This is a genomic window from Hornefia butyriciproducens (genome assembly GCF_009695915.1).
Taxonomy (GTDB): domain Bacteria; phylum Bacillota; class Clostridia; order Peptostreptococcales; family Anaerovoracaceae; genus Aminicella; species Aminicella butyriciproducens.
This window is the reverse complement of the sequence record NZ_VUMZ01000013.1, coordinates 1-20791: the sequence shown is the minus strand read 5'-3', so window position 1 is coordinate 20791 and position 20791 is coordinate 1. Positions and strand designations below refer to the sequence as shown.

Below are 20791 nucleotides of genomic sequence, written 5' to 3'. Positions count from 1 at the left end.
GCCTCCTCAGTCTTATGCACCCAGAACTCCGCCTATGACGACGCCGAGATACGTACCGATGACGTAGCCGAAGGTTCCGACCAGCATAATCGGTCCGACCAGCTGGCTCCAGCCCTGGGAAATGGCCATGCCGGCCGCGGTGGTCGGCCCTCCGATGTTCGCGTTGGACGCCAGGATGCAGTCCTCCAGGTCAAAGTGCAGCAGCTTGCCGCCGATGAAGCAGAACAGCATGTTGACGATTACCATAATCGCGGTGAACAGCAGCAGCGCCGGCGTCTGTGTGATGATCTGATAAATGGACGCCGGAACACCGATGACGAACAGGAACAAATAGATGAAATACGTGCCGATTTCCTGCGAACCGTTCAGCTTTTGTACCTGCGTCTCTCCATAAGTGGCGACGATCATGGACAGCGTGGTGATCCAGACATACTGGGAGCCGAAGAAGGTGTTGCACATCTTCAGGATCGCGTTGTCTGTCGGGATGACATTGGCAATGCCCATGGAAATCAGGTTCGAGAAGAACACGATGACCACAGCGTAGGCCAGATTCAGGGCGATGTCCTTCAGCGAGATGTCTTTGCGGCTCCAGTAAGCGGCTGCCTGTGTCTGCGAATCGCCGAGCCCGTTCTTCTCCACCTCGTCGATGTGCGGGTGGGTGTAGTGGCTGCGGAAGAATCTCAGTCCTGCGAACAGAATCAGGACGAAGAAGTACAGCGCCATCAGCAGGTTGTCCGCAACAGTTGTCGCTCCGATGGTTCCGCCGCTCACCTTGAACTGCGTTGCCAGGGCAGCGAAGTTCACGCCGCCGCCGATATAGGAACCGGTCATCATTGCCGCTACGCCGGCCGCCTCAGGCACCGCGTTATGCAGCAGCTGATACGCCAGCAGCGCGCCCAGGCAGGTTCCTACCGCTCCGATCAGGAAAACGATCATGACACGTCCGGTCTCCTTCCAGATCTTCTTCATGTTGCACTGCAGCAGCAGGAGCGGAATACCCAGCGGAACCGCATATCCCCAGATGATGTCATCATACAGGGTGCTGTTCGTCGGCAGGATTCCGATGTTGGACAAAACCAGAGCGAAGATCAGCGCGATAATCGCGCCGGAAAGCTTGGACGCCCAGGTATACTTCTGCTCCAGATAGATCGCCAGCGCCACACTGACGACCAGCACGAACAATAAAGCCCATGTGTCATCCGGTGAGATCAGCGACGGTCTTCCGAGCGTACTCTGAAAGAATGAATTTAACATAATAACTCCTTTCTGCACGGTTTCTCCGCATCCGCTCCGATTGAAAAAAGTCGAGTAAAATCGGGAGGCGTCAGGCAGCAGAAATCCGCACCCGTGCCGTAATTCCGGCAAACCTTTATCTGTATTATCAGTCTTTTGGACGGATTATGCAATGAACTTTAGTTATAACTTTGGGATTTTTTTGCAGTTACGTCAAAATTCCAGAATTCCCCAGACCAGCAGCCCCATATATGTGCCGAGAACGTATCCGATAATCCCCACCAGAATCGAAGGGCCGATCAGCGGCTTCCATCCCTTGCTCACCGCCATGGCCGCCGCTGTCGTCGGACCGCCGATGTTCGCGTTCGACGCCAGGATAATGCTTTCCAGATCATAATGCAGGAATTTTCCCGCCACAAAGCAGAACAGCATGTTCACGCCGACGATAATCGCCGCATAAAGGAGCAGGACGGGCGACTGGATGATTCCCGACACTGATGCAGGAACACCGATAACAAAGAAGAAAATATAGATCAAAAATGTTCCTATCTCTTCTGTACCGCGGATGCCTCCGAAAAAGCGGGGCTTTACCGTGGCGCAGACCATGGAAATCGTGCTGAGCCAGATGTAATCGTTTCCCAACAGCGTGTTAAACATCATCAGAACCGAATTGTTTCTGGGAATCACCCGACCAAGCATATTCGCCATGAAGAAAGAAATGCTGACGATCACAAATGCGGCGGACACAGTCAGTGCGATGTCTCTCAGAGAAATTTCGCGCGGACGGGCAAAAGCCCCTTCGTACTCCTCCTCACCGCCGTTGCCCACAGAACGCTTCACTGCTTCTATATCGTCGATCAGCGGATGCGGAAACCGTTTCAGAAAGAATCCGGCGGACGGAATCAGCATCAGAACCAGAAAGCAGATAGCCATCATCGTATTGTCCGCCATCGTCGCAGAGGACATCGTTCCGGCGGAGACGCCGAGCGCCTTTCCAACGCCGGTAAAATTTACGGCTCCGCCGATGTATGTTGCGGTGAATACGCCAGCCAGTTTCGCCAATTCCGGAATGTACTGCCGCAGAATTCCGTATCCGATCATGGCGCCGCAGGCGGTGCCCACCGAGCCGATCAGGAAAATCCCGAGGATCCGCCCGGAGTCGCGACCGACTCTGCGAATGTCACACTTCATCAGAAGCATCGGAATCGACAGCGGAACCACATAGTCCCAGACCGCATCCCACACACCTGATTCCATCGGAATGATGCCGAAATTGGAAAGCGCTATCGCCAGCACCAGCGCGATCAGCGCTCCGGTTACCTTCGATGCCCACTGATACCTTTGTTCCAGCATAATCGCGGCAGACGCTCCCACGATGCAGATTGTCCAGAGCGCCCACGTGTTGTCCGCCCCCACCAGGGGGTCCTTCAGATTAAATATGTGTCCCCACATAAACAGTCGCCTCCAAGTTAGATATATGTCCCCGTTCATACGGTCTCTGCCGTACCGGAACGCGTCCGGTTCCCTCCGAACGGCTTCCTCCGGGCCGGATTTGTGTCCCATCAAAACGAGCCGCCTGCCGACTCACTCCTCCGGTTCCTGAAAATCGATAAACATCCGCATCAGCTGACTGCGTCGCTCGATTTCCAGCTTGGTGAAAATATTATGCACATGGTGCTTGACCGTTCCCACCGTGATGAAAAGGGCATCCGCAATTTCCTGATTACTCCTGCCGCTCAGAATCAGACCCAGCACCTGTGTTTCCCTGCCGGTCATTTTGTAATAACTGCAGAACCGTTCCATCTTCTCCTGCTCGTTCACAGGGCTCTGCGGCGCCTCTCCGCCCTTCTCACGGCTGAGGTTTCTCGCAATCGCACTGTTTTCCGCACTGGCATCGATGCGTCGGATCCAGCGCACCAGCCAGACAGCCATCACAATGCTAAACAGATAATCCACAGGATTCACCCGATAACCGAAATCGAACCAGCCTTTGTCGTTCACGAGATAGACCCAGATGTTCTCCATGAAAATCGCGGCCGCGAACCCCGTCGCCACCATACACAGCCTGCGAAAAACACCGGCGGATTCTTCTTTGTCCCCTCGAGAGGAAACAACACCATATACAAATGTTGCAACGGCAGACAGGAAAATCGCCGACTGTCCCAAGGGGGCCAGCGCGGTGAAAGAGACTGCGTCGATAGCAGCAAACTCCAGACCCGCGCAGAGTGCGAGGACAAAATACAATCCGCTTCGTTCCTTCCGTCCCAGAAAATCAGTGACAAACCAGATATAAAAAAGACAGATCAACGTGTCTGCCGTGGTGTTCAGGTTCAGATAAAAACGTCCCATCCCCTGCACATCCGCCTGAATCAGCCCCATATCGAAGGCAAAATTAATAACGGTCCGAACCAGCAGTATCAGAAACAGGAGACGGAGATCCCGAATCCAGCGCAGACCGGTGCTGCCTTCCGCCCTTGTGCATACCTCCATGACTTTCATGTAAAGGATGATGAACGCAATATTAAAAATGTATACCAAAAAGCCCTGCATGTCCGAATTATACCATACTTGCAGGACTTTTACCATAGCAGCAGGGAATACAAAGCGAACCTTGGGCAGGGCCGAGGGGCAACATCACTAAGAAATTTCGCAAGACTGCTACGCAGGGTAATTGCAGGAAATGCGCGGTTTATTCCCGGTACCCGTCGGGGTTCCGGCGATGCCAGTTCCAGGCGGTGGCAATGATGTCTTCCAGGCTGTCGTGCTCGGGCTTCCACCCCAGAAGTTCCCGAGCCTTATCGCTGGAAGCGATAAGCACATCCGGATCACCCGGTCGACGCGCCTCCTCTTTTTCAGAGATAGGCAGTCCTGTAACCTTTCGGGCGGTGTCGATCACCTGACGCACCGAAAAACCGACGCCGTTACCAAGATTGAAGATTTCGCTGTGTCCGCCTTCCATCAGATACTCCACCGCTTTGATGTGTGCCTGAGCCAGATCGGTCACATGAATGTAATCCCGGACGCAGGTCCCGTCCTCTGTGGCGTAATCCGTACCGAAGATACTGATGAATTCTCTTTTGCCTGCAGGAACCTGAAGAATCAGAGGAATCAGATGCGTTTCCGGATGATGATCCTCGCCGATGAGACCACTGACATGCGCGCCCGCAGCATTGAAGTACCGCAGCGACACGAACCGGAGTCCGTGAGCTTTTCCGACCCATTTGAACATCTTCTCCATGGAGAGCTTGGTCTCCCCGTACGGATTCACCGGTTCAGTACGGTCCGACTCCCGGATTGGAACACGCTCAGGAATTCCATAGGTCGCCGCCGTTGACGAAAAGACAATTTTATCGACCCCGTGCGCCACCATCGATTCCAGCATGGTCTTTGTGCCACAGAGATTATTATCATAATACTTCAGGGGATCACGCATACTCTCCGCCACCAGGGAATTCGCCGCGAAGTGAATCACCGCGTCCAGTTCCGTCTCCTGCTCCAGCACGCTGTCCACAAAATTCCTGTCACGCAGGTCTCCCTGATAGAACGTTGCCGACGGATGCACTGCCGCCCGGTGTCCGGTTTCCAGATTATCAATCACCGCAACAGAATGGCCGGCCTCCGCCAGCGCATACACAGTATGCGAGCCTATATAGCCCGCTCCGCCAAGAACCAGAATCCTCATATTTTTTACCTCCGTATCTTTCCTGTCAGCTTCGCCGATGTCTCCCATGGCTCTCGTCGACCTTCTACAATGCTGCGATAAACCGCCGAAAGGCTCTCCGTCCCTCCTCCGTGCATCGGAACACACCCGCATCTTCCAGCACGCCGACAAAGACCCGTCCGATCTCTTCCCGCAAGATTCTCCGGACATTCGTCTCATCAATCACCGCATATCTGTCGCGAAGCTCCGATGCCCACCGGGCGTGTTTTGTCAGCGACGGATGCTCCGCCGGATCACCGCCGCGAGTCAGACACTCCGCCAGAAGTTCCATTTCCCTCTTCAGCCGGGACGGCAGAACCGCAAGCCCCATCACTTCAATCAGACCGATGTTTTCCTTCTTGATATGATGATATTCCGGGCGCGGATGGAACAGCCCCAGCGGCCGCTCCGCTGTCGTGATGTTGTTCCGCAGCGCCAGGTCCAGCTCGTAATCGGCGCCGCGCCTGCGGGCGATGGGCGTGATCGTGTTGTGAGGCTCGCCGCCGGTCTCCGCGTAGATCCCCGCCGTTTCATCCGTGTAATTTCTCCACGCGCACAAAATATGATCCGCAAGATCTGTCAGACGGCCCGGATCGCTGTTGCGAAGCCGGATGACGGACAGCGGCCAGTGAAGAATCGCGGCTGATACTTCTTCATAGCCGGGGACAGAAAAAGTCTCCTCCGGCTCCGCCCGCTCCATCGCGAACGTGTACCGTCCGCCCTGAAAATGATCGTGCGTAAGAATGGAACCTCCCACGATGGGCAGATCCGCGTTAGAGCCGATGAAATAATGAGGAAACTGCCGCAGAAAATCAAACAGTTTCCGGAATGTTCCGCGGTCGATCTTCATCGGAACGTGGCAGCCGTTCAGGACGATACAGTGCTCATTATAATAGACATACGGCGAATACTGGAATCCCCACCGTTCCCCCTGCAGTTCAAGGGGGATGATCCGCAGATTCTGCCGGGCCGGATGATCCGGCCGTCCGGCGTAACCCTCGTTCTCCATACAAAGCTGACATCGCGGATAGGCGATCCGGGCATCAGGTGAAGTGCCTGCGAGGTTCGCGTGTGAACCTTCCGGGCAGCCCGCGAGCGATCCTTTCAAGCAGTCCGCGAGCCGGTCGGGCGAAGAATCCTGACAACTTGCGAACGAGCCGGGCGAGAGACTCGCGAACCGGTCTGCTCTCTTCTCTCCGCTGCGCGCCGCCGCGATGGCACGGGGATCCTTTTCAGGTTTAGACAGGTTAATCGTAATATCGATTTTTCCATAATCACTGTCCACTGTCCATTTCAGATCTCTGGCAATCCGGTCTGTGCGAATGTAATTGGTGTCTTGGCAGAACCGGTAAAATCCGTCGGTAGCGAGTTTCGGGCTCTGAACATAAAGCCTCCGGAACTGTTTCTGAACCAGGCTGGGACGGGGCGTCAGGATTCCCATGAGTCTGGTATCGAAAAGGTCTCTGAATGTCACGCTGTTTTCCGGAATGAGGCCTCTTTTATACGCCTCGTCGCACAGTCTGTTCAGCAGTCCAGCCAGGTCCGGCCCGGCCGGCGCCGGCGCCGCAGGCGTCGTGGCGGCGGAGCCGCCTTCGCCGGTTTGCAGAACCGGCGGCGCCGGCCGGGCTTCCGGGCAGTTCGCCTGTGCGTCCGACCGTTCCGCTTCCGACCCCTGCGCGGGCGCGGGGGTCGGGTCATAAGCCGAAAGCCCGAATACCTCCAGCAACCGGTTAATCGTATAATTGCAATCTTCCGGTTCTATCAACCCCTTTGCGATTCCATATTCCGTCAGCAGTCCGATGTCCTTCATCAATTCCATTCATATCACCTTCATTCCTCCGTACTTCCGGATCCTGAGCACATGGCAGGCACCCTCTCCGAAAATCCCGTCCATCGATTTTCTGTATTCCTCCACGAGGTCTTCCGGAACAAAGGCCTGTATTGTTCCCGCAAAGCCTCCCCCATGAACCCGGGCGGCGCCCCGCCCGGCCAGAATTTTGTCGCTGACGGCAAGAGCCAGGGCAATCGGCTGCTCTCTCGGATCCCTGCGAGAACTGACATTCTGCAAATATTGAAAGGAGGAATTCCCGGATGCCCGAATCAGTCGCAGGAACTCCGGAAAATTCCCGGCCTCCAGTGCGTCGGCCTGCGCAGAAACGCGGCAGGTTTCCCCAAACCAGTGAATCGCGCGCAGCACCGCCCGATCTCCAAACTGTTTTCTCAGTGTGGGGATATCCCTCCAAAATACCTCAGGTTCCACCTGCGCCAGTACTTCTTTGTGATAAAAACCTGCTATCCGGCGCATCTCTGCCGGAATCGCCGCATACTCATCCGTCATTTCCGCGTGTGATCCGCCTGTTTCCACGATACAAAGCACATGCCCGAACTTTTCAAAGTCTGTCTCCAGCCGCCGGACCTCCGCTGGATCGTTCGCGAAATCAATATAAATGAGTCCTCCCACGGAGCAGGCCATCTGATCCATGAGACCGCAGGGTTTCCCGAAATACCGTGTCTCCGCCTCCTGTCCCGCACGGGCCAGAGTCTGCGCCGGAATTTCCATATTGTGATAGAGTCCGGAGATAACAGTTCCCGTCAGTATCTCAAAGGCCGCCGAAGATGAGAGACCCGCCCCTCCGGGTACATCGCCGGTAACATAGGCCCGAAATCCTCCCGAACTGAAACCGGCCGCTTCCAGTTCGCTCACGACTCCACGGATAAGGGCCGCAGAGGTTCCGTTTTCCTCGGTCACCGGCTGCAGTTCTGCAAGATTAACGCAGACAGGAGCATATCCTGCTGATTTCAGCGTAATCAGATTATCTTCTGTCGGCGATACCACCGCGATAATGTCAAGGTTTACGGAGGCGGCCAGAACCCGGCCGTGCTGATGATCGGTGTGATTCCCTCCGATTTCTGTACGGCCCGGAGCACTGTAAATCTCCACAGTCCGGTCACCATACAGTCTCCGGAACTCCTCCAGCGCGCTGATGTACCGCGCCCTGTTACGGTTCATCGCGATCTCGTAAGGATCAACGCGTCTCAGCTGCTCCTGAAATTTCCCTTCCTGAAGCCTGCGGACAAGCCGGATTGCTTTTTCAGACATGCTTTTCTCCTTCCGTTCCTTCATACCGTGCGACACACACTGTCATACCGGGTGTCGTTATCCGCGGTGGCGCCACGTGAACAAAGTCCGTAAACTTTCCTTTATTCCCCATGCCGTGCGACGCGCACTGTCATGCCGCGTCAAAGTCTGCCATACACACACCAGGTCGGCTTCTGCCGAACCAGAAGCTCGCCGCAGGCATCGCAGCATCTGCAATAATTAATCTCCTCCGCTTTCCCGCCCAGAATCTTCGCCGGAAAATCCGGATCCGCCAGAACCTGCCGTCCGATCGCCGCCATATCAAACATTCCGTCACCTATGCAGAAGTCTGTAATTTCTCCGTAATCTCTGCCCAGCGCCGAAAGTCCTCCGCAGATGACCGCGGTCTCCGGTTTCAATGCGTTCCGAATCACCTGAGCGGCCGTCACATGAAGCCAGACGTGTTCCGGACAGTCGTGATTCGGCGCCATAAGATCCCACCGTTCTCTGGCTGCTCCCAGCGATTCAATAATGAAATCGGCCCCGCGATCTTCAAGTCCCCGGCACAAAGCCACGGACTCTGTCACATCGATTTCATTTCCTCGGTTACCCTGACCCTGCCAGATTCCTTCGACAACGGAAACCTTGGCACCGACCAGGAAACGATGATCCGGAATTCTGTGCCGGATCTCTCCACACATATCGAAAGCAAACCGGCTGCGGTTCTCCCAGCTCCCTCCGTATTTCCACTTCCGGTCATTATATGGGCGCAGAATCTGTGAACCCAGATATCCGTGACAAAATTTCAGATCCACTCCGTCACATCCGATCCGGTACAAAAATTCCGCAGCTTCTATATAATCCCGAATCACGCCGTCAACATATTCCGCATCGATCTGCCGCCCTCCGAAGCCCTCCTTCGGTTTGACACAAACCCGCTCCGACCACTCATCGGAGGAATATTCGCCCGCATGATTCAACTGCATGATGAGGACAGCACCGGGATGAAGAATTTTCAGTGTTCGGAAGAAATCCTCCCATCCTCTTCGGTTCACGGGGTCGTGGATATTCAACAACAGCTGGCGGCGCGTACTTCTGCTGGCATATTGCAATGTCACAGACTCAATCACAACGACTCCGGCCCCGCCGTCGCAGTACCGGGCGTACCGTTTCAACGCACGAGCCGAAACATTTCCATCCGCCTCTGCGTCACAGCATTCCATCGGCTGTACACAAAACCGGTTTCGAGACGTAAGTTCCCCGATCTTTAATGACTTTTCCAAATTGCTGAATTTCCCCATTCCGGTCTCCCTCTACGCCAGCATTCCTCCGCTGTCCTCGCACGCCCATCTCCTTCTGCGCCGGCATTCTTCCGCTGTCCCCGCACACCCATTCTCAAAACTGTAATTCTACCAATATTCTACACGTACTCACTGCCGGATTCAATACGAACTTCACTTCCGAATTCTATGCACAAAGTTCACCGCCGGATTCTAACCATTGTTCGCTTTCCGGCTCTGAGTATTGGTCGTCTCCGGGCTCTGAACAAAAAAACCTGCGACAGACCGTCTGTCACAGGTTGTACAGGTTACCGACCGCGGATGTCGGCAACGGCGGACGCAGATGTCGATGCCGCCGGTCGTAAATATCCGTGCCTCGAATGTCGGCAATCGCAGGTGCTACACTCACAAACGCGGATGTCGATGCCGCCGGTCGCGGACGCCGCCGGACTTATATGTCACCGGCTGTATTCCACTCCGTACTTTTCCATCATCTCTTTCAGAAACATCAGATGTTTTTCGCGAACTTCCTTTGACTCAGGCAGGGCCTCAAATTCCTGCGCCTGCATGTCGATGGCGGTTTTGTCGTCGACAGAAAGATGCTCCTCGCCGTAAGGATAAACCACATTATTTTCCTTCTCGGTATGCCGCTGAAGGAGGTCAGCGTAACCCATCGCGCCGGTCAGAATATCCAGCTTATGCGTGGCCAGAGGCTCCTTCTCATAAAGCTCCAGCGCATTCTCCCAGTCGGCCACATGGGCGCGTCCCAGATCGTGCTCCACCAGCATGCCGTGGCGAATCAGACTTTGTCCGGGAACCCCCAGTTTGCTCTCCATGACAGGAAAGAGAAACTTTTCCTCCTTCCCGTGATGATAACGATCGGCATAATTCCGCACAAAATCAATCATTTTCCGATGTTCATCCGCATCAACCGGCGCCCCATCCAGAATTCCGCAGCAATTCTCCCGAATCACCCGCAGCATATAGTTGATGTTTTTGTGCTCCTCCACCATCACATCTATCGCGTACATAACTTTCCTCCTACTATGCGATGCGGCAGCTGCCGCTCTCGTCAACAAAATCAAATCCGGTGTCTTCCAGCATTCCGCGGATCATGGCCTCGCGAATCTGGTAATAGACGTCCGGCGGCGCGGCAGGATCCGTCCAGTACTTGCCGTGAAGGTCTGCAGTGCGCTGCCAGCGAAAATCCCGGGCATCGTTCTGTGTCACCTGATTTACATTGTCACAGGGCATTCCGTCCAGCAGCGACTCGTCCAGCAGGCGATACGCATCCATGGCGGTTTCCGTCGTCGTGCGGAGACTTTTCCCGTACAAAAACGCAGCCTCTGTGATTTCCTCCAGGCGCGGCTCCTGCTTCAGTATCTCCGTAACCAGCCTGGCATACCGCGCTTCCGCATCATCAATCCGCGTCTGCAGCCAGCCGTGAATGTTCGCGGTGTCGATCTGTGTTTCCAGTGGAGCAAGATCATTATCCACACACTCAGCCTTCAGGCTGCCGTCCTTCAGCGCTGCCCATCCGTTCCGGCTGCCGGCTTCCGCAATCGCTGCCGTCAGGTCTTCCTGAACCTTGATTTTGTTATAAAGCCAATAATGAATCGGTCCCAAAAATGCACTCATCGTTACGCCTCCGCAATCGCCGCATTGACGGCTTCCACAACGCTGTCCGGATCCAGTCCATGCACCATGCTCGCGTTCTCCAGAGACTCACTCTGAGAAGCCGGGCATCCCAGGCAATGCATCCCCGCATTCATCAGCGCGTCCGCAGCACCCGGAATATTCGCCACAATGTCTCCCACCAGCATATCCTTCGTTACTTTTGTCGTATTCATTGCATTATCCATTTTCTATACCTCCTGCAATACTGCTGTAAATTTTAGGTTTTCGATTTCTCTGCTCATGAAGGTCCTGCCCTCATTGTTTGCGAAGGCTCCGCTCTTCACCTCTCGCAGGTCCGCATCCGCCGGCTCCGCGAAGGCTCCGCTCTTCACCTTCTGATGCTATTATGGAGAAAGACAGCAAAGAAATCCGTAACAATTGTTACGGCTAAAAAATTTGTAAATCGTATCCTGCAAATGACTGTGGTGCCCGCGGATAGACTAACAGCGGGCGTCCCTTCACAGTCGGCGGCGAATGGATGGCTGTGAACATCTTTTATGCCCAGGCCGACCGCTTGTCAAAATACTGCCGGAATTTGACGGCGCGAACTGTCGGAATCTCATGACGCAGGCTACCGGTATTTGATGCCGTAGTCATTGAGTTTTTTATAGAGTGTCTTGCGGGCGATGTTCATTTCCCGGGCAGCCTTTGTGACATTCCAGCTATTACGACGCATCACCTCGGTGATATAATCTCTTTCAAAGTTATGTGTAGCGCTCCGCAGCGCTTCGTGGCCAACGGGATGATCCTCCGCCGAAATGCCTGACGCGCTTCGGTTATTGCTCGTTGGGACGGCTGACATGCCTCGGCTGTCGATTATTGAGTCTGCGGATCCGGTTCGGATTTCAGGGGGAAGGTCGGATACAGAGACGTGACCGTCCTTTGCCATGACGACCAGTCGCTCGATGATATTACGCAGCTCGCGGATGTTACCCGGCCAGTCGTAATTGCGTAGGCAACGCATCAGGGCTTCGGGCGGAGGGGCGATTCGACGGTTCATTTCTTTTGATATACGATCGAAAAAGTAAACGGAAAGAAGAGGAATATCCTCTTTCCGGGCTCGCAGCGGCGGGATTTCGATGGGCAGGATGTTGATGCGGTAATAAAGATCCAGGCGAAAACGACCCTCTTCCACCGCCTGCTTCAGATCTGCATTTGTGGCGGAAATCAAACGGAAATCACTTTGGATTGTCTCGCTCCCGCCGACTCGCTCAAACGCTTTCTCCTGCAGCACACGCAGCAACTTGGCCTGCATGTTCAGGCTCAGCTCACCAATCTCATCGAAGAAAATAGTCCCGCCGTCGGCTATTTCGAACCGCCCTTTGCGACGCTTCTCCGCACCGGTGTATGCACCCCGTTCACTGCCGAAGAGCTCGCTCTCTATCAGATTTTCATTGAATGCGGCGCAGTTGACAGAGACAAAGGGCTTGTCGGCGCGCTCGCTGCACTGATGAATCATGTGCGCCATCACCTCTTTTCCGGTTCCACTTTCTCCGGTAATCAATACAGACGCCATCGTCCGTCCGATGGTCACCGCTTCCTCCCGCATTTTGCGGGCAGCGTCGCTCTCCCCGATCAGACGGCTTGTCACCGATATCGTGTCGATATGCTGCTTCAGGCGATGATTTTCCCGGCGAACCTCTGCCAGCTCCTGTGCCTTTGTAACATTCACAATCAGCTCATCGATATCCGCCGGTTTTACAAAGTATGTGTAGGCTCCTTTTTTCACCGCATCCACTGCGCCGGAGATAGAGCCCTCCGCCGTCAGCATGATGACCTCAGTGGAGGGCCAGTTCTCCTTAATCCGCAGAAGAACCTCCATCCCATCCATTTTCGGCATGATAATATCCAGGATCACCACAGATATCCCGCCTCGCGACATGAGTTTCAGCGCGGCGGGTCCGTTGTCCGCCGTCTGCACCTGAAATCCCTTCAGTGTGAATATTTTCTGATAGACGCCAAGCAATTCCCGGTCGTCATCCACCAGAAGTATCGAATTGCTTTTCATTTCTTTTTTCTCCTATCTTATCCGCAGCGCGCTCACCGTGCAGAGCGCCGAACTTTGCTCGTCCACGGCGTGTCGCTTGTCGTCCCTTCGCTGTTCGTCCGCGGCGCGCTCGCCAAGTGTGAGTGCTGTCGTGCAGAGCGCCGGGCTTTTCCGTCTGCGGCGTGTCGCTTGTCGTCCCTTCGCTGACCGGCCGCGGCATGACGGGGCTTAGTCGTCCTTCGGGGTGTTTACCGGAAGGATGATGTCGAATTCCGTCACTGAATTCTCGTCGGTTGTCGCTGTTACTGTTCCGCCCAGAGAATCCGTCAACCTCCTCGTAATCCATAGGCCGATGCCGTTGCCGTCTTCCTTTGTGGTATAAAATGGTTCGAATATCTTTTCCCGCAGATCTGCCGGTATCGGCTCTCCGTCATCTTTCACAGAAATCGCAACATTATCTCCATCCCGCCGGCAGTCGATCTCGATGCGCCCGTCCGCACCGATCGCCTGGATGGCGTTGATGATGATATTCTGCAGAATAACCTTCAGAGCCTCGGGACTTCCCATATGGATATAGCAGCTGCTGTCGATGTTCTCGACGACCTCGATATTCTGCCGGATCAGGGTTTTGTTGGAGAGAAGAAGAATCTGCCGGATGAAGGTGCCCACATGTACCATCTCCATCCTTTCATCATCGTCTCTGGAATAATCCAGCAGCGTATAGATGACCTTTTCCGCTTCGTCCGCAGCCCGCTCGATGCGGCCGACCTCCTCTTTGTTCACTCCCTCCAGTTTCAGAATATATGCGGCGCCCTTCATCACCGCCAGATGATTCTTAAGTTCGTGGACAATCGCAGCCGCAAACTGACCAATGCCCGCCATCTTCTCCATCTGCTGCACTTCCTTTTCCAGAAGAACGCTCTGGGTCACCTTGTCGCTGCTGATGACCACCTCCGACAGTTCACCGCCTTCGCCGCAGATCGGATAATAGGTGTTGCGGTACACCTCGCTTCCCAGAATAATCTGCTCCGAATCCATCTGGGGATGGGGATCCTGCCGCAGCTTCGCCAGTTCCCTCATGACGATTTCCGGCGAAACCGACTCCGACTCACGGGAGGAAACGACAACTTCCCCGTTCCGGTTGACAATGAGCAGAGTGCCCTCAATGGTCTCAAGAATCGTGCTGATTTCTTTGTTCCTTTTGGAAATCGAACGGGTATATTCCTCAATCCTGGCATTCATGGTGGTGAAGGCTCGATCAAGGTCACGGATCTCCCGAAGTTCACTCTCATCCGCAGCGCGCCGGATCAGGCTGTAATCCCCCTCCGATATCCGGTTGGCCCGTTTCACCAGATCGTTCATCGGATGAGAAAAGTTGTAGCGCAGCCACATCAGGAAGATGAAGGACATCAGAATGGTGACAAGGATGAGGATCAGTGCGGTAGGCAGATCTATGCGGTTTCGGGGTACGATCTCGCTTCTGTTTACTTCGATGAGGAGCACGGTGTCTGTGTCGCTGACTCTGGAACAAAACAGAATCTTTTCCTGTCGCCGCTCGCTGTATTCGTAAATACCTCGGCCGCTCTTCAGCGCCTTGCGCATGGCTTTTTCTTTCGCGGAGCCCACATCTCCCTTCTCAAAAATACTTTTTGAGAAAATTTCTCCCTGCTCGTCAGAATCCTTCATGTCAGACTGATAATAAATGCCGCCGTCTTTTGTCAGCCAATATATCCTGCCGGTATCTCCGATAGAGAAATCACTGAAGTACCTCTTCATCAGTTTGTTCAGCGACAGGTCGATGCACACGACGCCGTAGAAACGATCCTTCTCATCGTAAATCGGATAGGAGCAGGTGATCATCCAGCCCGTCCGCAAATAGTCGGAGTAAGGCTTTGTCCACACCGCCACACGGTCGGGATCATTCTTCTCGCTGGCATCGAGATAGAAGGGATCATGGCGCTGGTCATGATCCGTTTCGAACTGTGCCTTCAGATCGCTGTACGGACTGCAGCGCAGGATGTTATTTTTATCCACCAGGTACGCCCAGGTAACCACCTTGTTTTTCACCACTTCGGCGAAAGCATCGTCCAGCTGTTCTGAAATCGCAATGTCACGATACAATGCGGCGCTCTTCTTCGCAGTTCCCGCCACATAGATGGCGCTCTGCCGCGTCCGGTTGACACTCCTGTCGCGGAGCCGGGTGATCGTCCCATCCTGATTCATCCGATAGCCGTCCGGAAGCGAGCTGTATGTTTCCTCCCCGGACTGCCGGTAAAGCTTCTGGTACCAGATCCCCATATTCGTCGTATCGTTTTCTATCTGCGTGAAACCGGCAGAAATCAGCTGGCTTTTCTCCTTGGTGATTTCCTGCAGGTTGTTTTTGTTGTACTGCGCCGATTTATTCTTCGTCTGCCAGGCGGACAATGTGATGAAAATCGCCAGGTACAGTATGCTGCAAAGCAGGAAAATAACAATCACGCGCGTCGCAAGGGAACAAAGTATTTCCGGCAGTTTCATCGGCATCCCTCCATTCTCATGATAACAGTATATACTGTGAGATACGTTTCTGGTAGTTCAAATTAGTGTACTTTTATACTATATGTACAGAGGGATAAGAAGGAACGCTGTCCAGCCAGCGAAGAGTCACTAGACGAAACTCGCGGCCGAAGCATCAGCCCCAGCCTGCGAAATCTCCCAGATCCTCCCGGACAATTCTGCCGGCCAGCGCATCCTCAATTGCCTGCCGGAGGACCTCGACCGCCCGGTCGCACTGCTGTTTTGTGATAATCAGCGGAGGCGTAAGCTCAATCACATTGGCACTGATACCGGAATCATACAGCAGAAGTCCCAGCTCATAGCATCGATAGACAACCAGCGCAGCCAGCTCCGACGCCGGTTTCTTTGTTTCCGTATCCTCCACAAGCTCAACCCCGATCACGAGACCCTTCCCCCGAACATCGCCGATTGCGGGACAGCCGGCCTGCAGTTCGCGGAGCCTGTCGAGAAGATATTCCCCCTGTATCTCAGCATTCTCTGCAAGCTTTTCTTCTTCAATCACCTCAATTGTGGCGAGAGATGCGGCGCAGGCCACCGGATTTCCGGCGGTGGTGAACATATGCATCCCCACACCGGCGTTCATCAGTTCCTTTCTACCGGTCACGGCGCTGATCGGCTGTCCGGATCCCATGGGCTTCGCCATAACGACTGCATCGGGCGTCACATCCCAGTTTTCAAAACCGAACATTTTTCCGGTCCGCCCGAATCCGATTTTCACCTCGTCGAGGATAAACAGGATTCCATATTTTCTGCACAGCCTCTCAAGTCCCTGCAGATAACCGTCCGGGGGAACCACATCACCTCCGTCACACTGCACAGCCTCTGCAATCAGCGCTCCGACCTGCGCGGGAGACACCTGTGAGGCAAAAACAAAATCTTCCACATATCTCAGGCAGAACAGTCCGCAGGTTTCCCTGTCTCTTTCGAAGGGACAGCGGTAACAGTACGGATACGGTATCTTTGTTACATTTCCGCCGCCCGTGAATTTTCCCTGTGCAGGATGCCCCGACATGGAATACGACCCCATCGTCTGTCCATGATAGGAGCCGACAAAGGAAACAATCCTGCTCCGGCCGGTCGCGGCCGGGATCATTTTGTACAAAAATTCATTCGCATCTGATCCCGAATGACCGTACCAGACCGCTTTTTCAAAATCCCCCGGCGTCATTTCCCTGAGCCTTTCCGCCAGTTCTATACTTTCCTCGTTCAGCACGGATATTGTTGGGGAAAATGACAGCCTGTTCATTTCTTTACATACCGCATCCACAATGCGGGGGTGTCCGTAACCGGTATTGGCAACGCCCCATCCCGCACTGAAGTCCAGATATTCCCTGCCGTCCACATCCCGGATCAGCGCGCCTCCGGCAGTTTTTGCAACCATCGGATAAAATCTGAGTTTCATCACATCGCTGACAGCATCCGCATCCCGCTGAAATAATTCGGTACTTCTGTTCATTATCTTTCCCGTCCGTTTTGCCGGAGGGTTCCTCCTTCCTTCTTAATAAGTGCTCAACACCGAATATACCTGAAATATCAGTAATACCGACGGCATATTCGGTAGCCTGCCGCAAGAGTTTTCAGAGGGTCCGCCCGAAAATCCTGCGGCAGCGCCCGTTAAGTCCGGCGGACTTAACGGGCAGACACTGCTCATATCAGAAATATACGTCTTCCGAAAGTTCTCCTGCCTTGACCTTTGTCTTTATGCGCCAGTAGTAGAGGCAGAAGGCCGCAAGCCAGATGCACATGCCGACGATTGCGACGACTCCGTTCAGGCACAGATACAAAAGATACACGGATGACGCCAGCGCGATAATCGGCGTCACAGGATAGAGCGGCTGTTTCCACCCTATATGAGCCTTGATGTCTTTTACGCCCTGCGCCCGCAGCTCCCTGCGGTATTTGATGCCGGCGATGATAGCCAGGATCCAGCCCAGCGTCCAGGCGACCACTCCCTGATTGACGAGAGTGGTGTAAACGAGGCTCGCACCCCACTTTGCACCTGCCAGGATTAATATCATACCACACGCCCAGATAATCACAAGCCCTCTTACAGGAGTTCTCGTCCGGCCGTTGACCTTCGCAAACACCTTCGGCATATAACCGACCTCCGCCATTCCGAAGAACACTCTCGACGGAGTATACAGCGATCCGCTGATCAGGCAGGTGGCCGCCGCGATCCACGCAGCAATATTCAGGATAGTTCCTCCGACAGGCCCCCACAGCGTCTTCGCCGCAAGAGTGAACAAAGAGACGTCCAGAGACTGGTCTCGCCAGTTCACCGCACCGATGACGACGACCATCGCAAGACAGTATACGATGATGAATGTCAGAGACGCCCAGAACAGAGATTTACCAAGATCTCTCGGATCTCTGCATTCATTTCCGCAGGTACAGATTGTGGCTGCTCCCATAAAGGCAAAGCACGCAATCGGAATCGTGTTTGCAAAACCTTTAAAACCGAAGGGAGCGAAGGGCGTGAAATTATCCATATTCAGTCCGTGTACCACACCCGCGATCCCGAATACGGCCATAATTCCGACAAGCACGACCACCAGGAACAGTTGAACGTTACTCGCGATGGAAACTCCGGCGATATTGAGAACAGCGAACACCGACCACCAGATCACAGCCCAGAACAGCGTCGCGAAGGCCTGTCCGCCAATCGGCGCCCAGTACGCCATAATCGTCCCGAGTGCGATACTCGTCGACCCGCCGAACACAATCCAGCTTACTGAAAAGGTCATTCCGGCGAACAGACCGCAGAACCGGTTCAGATATTTGGAGCACCAGAATGTCATCGCACCGGCTGAAGGCATTCCGACTGCCAGTTCTCCCATTGCCAGCATGATGGCCATCTGCATGAATCCCGCAAACGCAACAGCGAGAATCGCCACCGGCCCTCCCGTCTGAACGCCCTGTCCCAGATAAATAAATAGTCCGTCTCCGACCACAGACCCTACGCCGAACGCCCAGATCTGCCAGAAGCTCATTCCCTTCTTCAGGGTAGTATCTTCTTTTACCGCTTTTACCGCAACTTCACTCATGAAAAATACCTCCTGTCATGTCCGAGTCAGAATCAGACAGCGTCAACTTTTTACAGAGCCCAGTCTGATTCATCTTCTTTTCCATAGTGTCCTTCTACTGCAGGATTCTCCTACTGCAGATTTCTGCTGATTAACTGAATCGTATCGTCTGTGCTCATCACATTGCAGTAAATCACATTCATGATTTTCAATTCCGCATCATGAAGTTCCATGCTCCCCGCCGCACAGGCGTCCTCAACGCAGATTACCTTCAGCCCGGCGTCCGCCAGATCCCGGACGGTGCAGGCAACGCACTGATCCGTCACGATTCCGGTGACCACGACGGTCTCGATTCCCATGAACCGGAGCAGCGTCAGATAGTTGGTCCCGTTGCAGACACTGTCCGTCGTTTTGTTAACCACAATCTCGTTCTTCATCGGCGCGAGTTCATCGATCATCTGGGCAGAATAGCTGTCCACCGGCATCAGCATATTGTTCCAGCCCTCTGACTTCTGCACCGGCGAACGATCCTCGCCGTCCTCCCGCAGACAGGCGATTCGTCCGTAGGTCACCGCCATCTTGTTCGCACGGAAGAAGTTCAGGAGTTTTTCGTTGTTCGGAACGACGATGTTGTCCAGCCTGTCGTGAAAAGGAATCCAGCGGTCCCATTCGCCCGCCGCTTTATACTCCAGTGCTTCACCGAAGTCGCGGAGAACAAATTCATTCTGCAGATCCACCAGAAGCAGGGCCGTCTTCTTCGGGTCGATGACCGGCTCGTCGATTTCTCCCATCGTCTCATAATAGAAATTCAGATACTTATCATTGACTTTCATTCGTTTCCTCCATTCTGAATCGAGAGTGATAAAAATAGCACCGATATCTATTGCGATATCCGTGCCATAGTCTTCAGAATTTTTCCATAGCAAAAGGACGTTGGAATTCCAACGTCCTTCGCTTTGTTTGCCCTGAGGCGTTTTGTTGATGGTGAAGAGTGTTACCGTTTGGTAACGTTACCTTTCCGGTTGATTGTTACTCCGCGGTAACAGTATCTGTCATTTCTCTGTCAGCCGCCGGTCTATTTCGTCCGGTCAGCGTTCCTTCTGCGCCGGATCAGGAGGAGAACAATCCCCGCGGCCGCGCAGGTCACAATCAGCAGCACATATCCGTACAGCCCGGTGACATCTCCCGTATCCGGATTTCCTCCGTTGGAGTGCCTATCAGCGCCGCCCTTCTTATGCGTCTTGTTTTTCTCCCACTGGGCGTACAGAACATCGTCCGTTCCGTCCTTCAGAGTGTAGCTGTCACCGGCCTTGTAAGCGTCTCCGCTTCCGTCTTTCGCCGTGTTCCAGCCGGTGAAGCGGTAACCGTCTCTGCTGAATCCGTTCTTCTCTACGGTGACGTCCTTTCCGGAGGGCGCTTCCGCTGTGGCGACTGAACCGCTGTCCGCTCCGTTTCCGTCGTAGGTCAAAGTATCATACGGCGTGAATGTCCAGGTTCCGGTCAGCTGAATATTGTCGGTTCCTATTGTCAGTTTCTCACCAGCCGCCAGCGTTCCATTCATCCAGCCTTCAAACGTCCACGTTCCGTGATTGTCCGGGTCATCAATCGTCCGGTCGGCCGGGTCTGTGGATACTGTGACCGTGTCGCCCTTGTAGTATTCCTTCGTGTCCTCCGGAGCCTTCTTCACTGCTGCCGGGTATTTGTCCGCGTCCAGCTTGTCCGCTCCGCTGTAAGTCAGCTTGTAACTCACGCTGCGGGCCTTCTCCCACTGGGCGTACAGAACATCGTCCGTTCCGGCTTTCAGAGTGTAGCTGTCACCGGCCTTGTAAGCGTCTCCGCTTCCGTCTTTCGCCGTGTTCCAGCCGGTGAAGCGGTAACCGCTGCGGCTGAATCCGTTCTTCTCTACGGTGACGTCCTTTCCTGAGGGCGCTTCTGCTCCGGCAACCTTGCCGCTGTCCGCGCCGTTCCCGTCATAGGTCAGCTTATCATACGGCGTGAATGTCCAGGTTCCGGTCAGCGTAATGTCTTCCGCATCCACGGTGACGGTCTTTCCGGCGTCTTTTCCGCCGGTCCGCCAGCCGCTGAAGGTCCACGTTCCGTGATTGTCCGGATCGTCAATCTTCCGGTCTGCCGGGTCTGTGGATACTGTGACCGTGTCGCCCTTGTAGTATTCCTTCGTGTCCTCCGGAGCCTTCTTCACTGCTGCCGGGTATTTGTCCGCGTCCAGCTTGTCTGCTCCTCTGTAGGTCAGCTTGT

The 20791-nt window shown here is 54.3% G+C and carries 16 protein-coding genes; all 16 read right to left on the bottom strand.

The window, feature by feature from the left end; all coding sequences use genetic code 11:
• Positions 1–12 precede the first annotated feature (12 nt).
• A complete protein-coding gene (locus FYJ64_RS10640; protein ID WP_154575112.1) occupies positions 13–1254 on the bottom strand; it encodes a DUF819 family protein in 1242 nt (413 codons plus the stop codon).
• A 192-nt stretch (positions 1255–1446) separates the two neighbouring features.
• A complete protein-coding gene (locus tag FYJ64_RS10635; protein ID WP_154575111.1) occupies positions 1447–2685 on the bottom strand; it encodes a DUF819 family protein in 1239 nt (412 codons plus the stop codon).
• A 132-nt stretch (positions 2686–2817) separates the two neighbouring features.
• A complete protein-coding gene (locus FYJ64_RS10630; RefSeq protein WP_206045650.1) occupies positions 2818–3771 on the bottom strand; it encodes a LuxR C-terminal-related transcriptional regulator in 954 nt (317 codons plus the stop codon).
• Positions 3772–3922: 151 nt separating this feature from the next.
• Positions 3923–4915 carry a UDP-glucose 4-epimerase GalE gene (gene galE, locus FYJ64_RS10625; protein WP_154575109.1) on the bottom strand — a complete coding sequence of 331 codons (993 nt, stop codon included), beginning with the start codon at positions 4913–4915 and terminating at the stop codon, positions 3923–3925.
• Between the two features lie 64 nt (positions 4916–4979).
• The gene (locus FYJ64_RS10620; RefSeq protein WP_154575108.1) at positions 4980–6752 is read right to left on the bottom strand and encodes a UDP-glucose--hexose-1-phosphate uridylyltransferase; all 1773 of its coding nucleotides are present in this window, start codon (positions 6750–6752) and stop codon (positions 4980–4982) included.
• Complete coding sequence (locus FYJ64_RS10615; protein WP_154575107.1) at positions 6753–8033, bottom strand: galactokinase; 1281 nt, start codon at positions 8031–8033, stop codon at positions 6753–6755. It lies immediately after the preceding gene.
• Positions 8034–8173: 140 nt separating this feature from the next.
• Positions 8174–9313 (bottom strand): oxidoreductase, encoded by a 1140-nt coding sequence (locus FYJ64_RS10610; protein WP_154575106.1) that lies wholly within the window; start codon positions 9311–9313, stop codon positions 8174–8176.
• 437 nt (positions 9314–9750) lie between these two features.
• Positions 9751–10323, bottom strand: a complete 573-nt coding sequence (locus tag FYJ64_RS10605; protein ID WP_154575105.1) for a hemerythrin domain-containing protein — start codon at positions 10321–10323, stop codon at positions 9751–9753.
• 13 nt (positions 10324–10336) lie between these two features.
• The gene (locus FYJ64_RS10600; protein ID WP_154575104.1) at positions 10337–10930 is read right to left on the bottom strand and encodes a hypothetical protein; all 594 of its coding nucleotides are present in this window, start codon (positions 10928–10930) and stop codon (positions 10337–10339) included.
• A gap of 2 nt (positions 10931–10932) precedes the next feature.
• Positions 10933–11154, bottom strand: coding sequence for a DUF1858 domain-containing protein (locus FYJ64_RS10595; protein ID WP_235897173.1), 222 nt, complete (start codon positions 11152–11154; stop codon positions 10933–10935).
• Positions 11155–11540: 386 nt separating this feature from the next.
• Positions 11541–12977, bottom strand: a complete 1437-nt coding sequence (locus FYJ64_RS10590) for a sigma-54-dependent transcriptional regulator (RefSeq protein ID WP_154575103.1) — start codon at positions 12975–12977, stop codon at positions 11541–11543.
• Positions 12978–13184: 207 nt separating this feature from the next.
• Positions 13185–15473 carry an ATP-binding protein gene (locus tag FYJ64_RS10585; RefSeq protein ID WP_206045649.1) on the bottom strand — a complete coding sequence of 763 codons (2289 nt, stop codon included), beginning with the start codon at positions 15471–15473 and terminating at the stop codon, positions 13185–13187.
• Positions 15474–15627: 154 nt separating this feature from the next.
• Positions 15628–16968 (bottom strand): aspartate aminotransferase family protein, encoded by a 1341-nt coding sequence (locus tag FYJ64_RS10580; RefSeq protein WP_154575101.1) that lies wholly within the window; start codon positions 16966–16968, stop codon positions 15628–15630.
• Between the two features lie 196 nt (positions 16969–17164).
• A complete protein-coding gene (locus FYJ64_RS10575) occupies positions 17165–18556 on the bottom strand; it encodes an APC family permease (RefSeq protein WP_154575100.1) in 1392 nt (463 codons plus the stop codon).
• Between the two features lie 110 nt (positions 18557–18666).
• Positions 18667–19368, bottom strand: coding sequence for a cysteine hydrolase family protein (locus FYJ64_RS10570; protein ID WP_154575099.1), 702 nt, complete (start codon positions 19366–19368; stop codon positions 18667–18669).
• Between the two features lie 242 nt (positions 19369–19610).
• Positions 19611–20791, bottom strand: a 1181-nt coding sequence (locus FYJ64_RS10565) for an InlB B-repeat-containing protein (protein WP_206045648.1), incomplete at its 5' end; no start/stop codon positions are given.

Bases quoted from the DNA above. Each gene is read 5' to 3' on its own strand.
- FYJ64_RS10640 (WP_154575112.1), bottom strand. From the start codon at position 1,254: ATGTTAAATTCATTCTTTCAGAGTACGCTCGGAAGACCGTCGCTGATC.
- FYJ64_RS10635 (WP_154575111.1), bottom strand. From the start codon at position 2,685: ATGTGGGGACACATATTTAATCTGAAGGACCCCCTGGTGGGGGCGGAC.
- galE (WP_154575109.1), bottom strand. From the start codon at position 4,915: ATGAGGATTCTGGTTCTTGGCGGAGCGGGCTATATAGGCTCGCATACT.
- FYJ64_RS10620 (WP_154575108.1), bottom strand. From the start codon at position 6,752: ATGGAATTGATGAAGGACATCGGACTGCTGACGGAATATGGAATCGCA.
- FYJ64_RS10615 (WP_154575107.1), bottom strand. From the start codon at position 8,033: ATGTCTGAAAAAGCAATCCGGCTTGTCCGCAGGCTTCAGGAAGGGAAA.
- FYJ64_RS10610 (WP_154575106.1), bottom strand. From the start codon at position 9,313: ATGGGGAAATTCAGCAATTTGGAAAAGTCATTAAAGATCGGGGAACTT.
- FYJ64_RS10605 (WP_154575105.1), bottom strand. From the start codon at position 10,323: ATGTACGCGATAGATGTGATGGTGGAGGAGCACAAAAACATCAACTAT.
- FYJ64_RS10600 (WP_154575104.1), bottom strand. From the start codon at position 10,930: ATGAGTGCATTTTTGGGACCGATTCATTATTGGCTTTATAACAAAATC.
- FYJ64_RS10595 (WP_235897173.1), bottom strand. From the start codon at position 11,154: ATGGATAATGCAATGAATACGACAAAAGTAACGAAGGATATGCTGGTG.
- FYJ64_RS10590 (WP_154575103.1), bottom strand. From the start codon at position 12,977: ATGAAAAGCAATTCGATACTTCTGGTGGATGACGACCGGGAATTGCTT.
- FYJ64_RS10585 (WP_206045649.1), bottom strand. From the start codon at position 15,473: ATGAAACTGCCGGAAATACTTTGTTCCCTTGCGACGCGCGTGATTGTT.
- FYJ64_RS10580 (WP_154575101.1), bottom strand. From the start codon at position 16,968: ATGAACAGAAGTACCGAATTATTTCAGCGGGATGCGGATGCTGTCAGC.
- FYJ64_RS10575 (WP_154575100.1), bottom strand. From the start codon at position 18,556: ATGAGTGAAGTTGCGGTAAAAGCGGTAAAAGAAGATACTACCCTGAAG.
- FYJ64_RS10570 (WP_154575099.1), bottom strand. From the start codon at position 19,368: ATGAAAGTCAATGATAAGTATCTGAATTTCTATTATGAGACGATGGGA.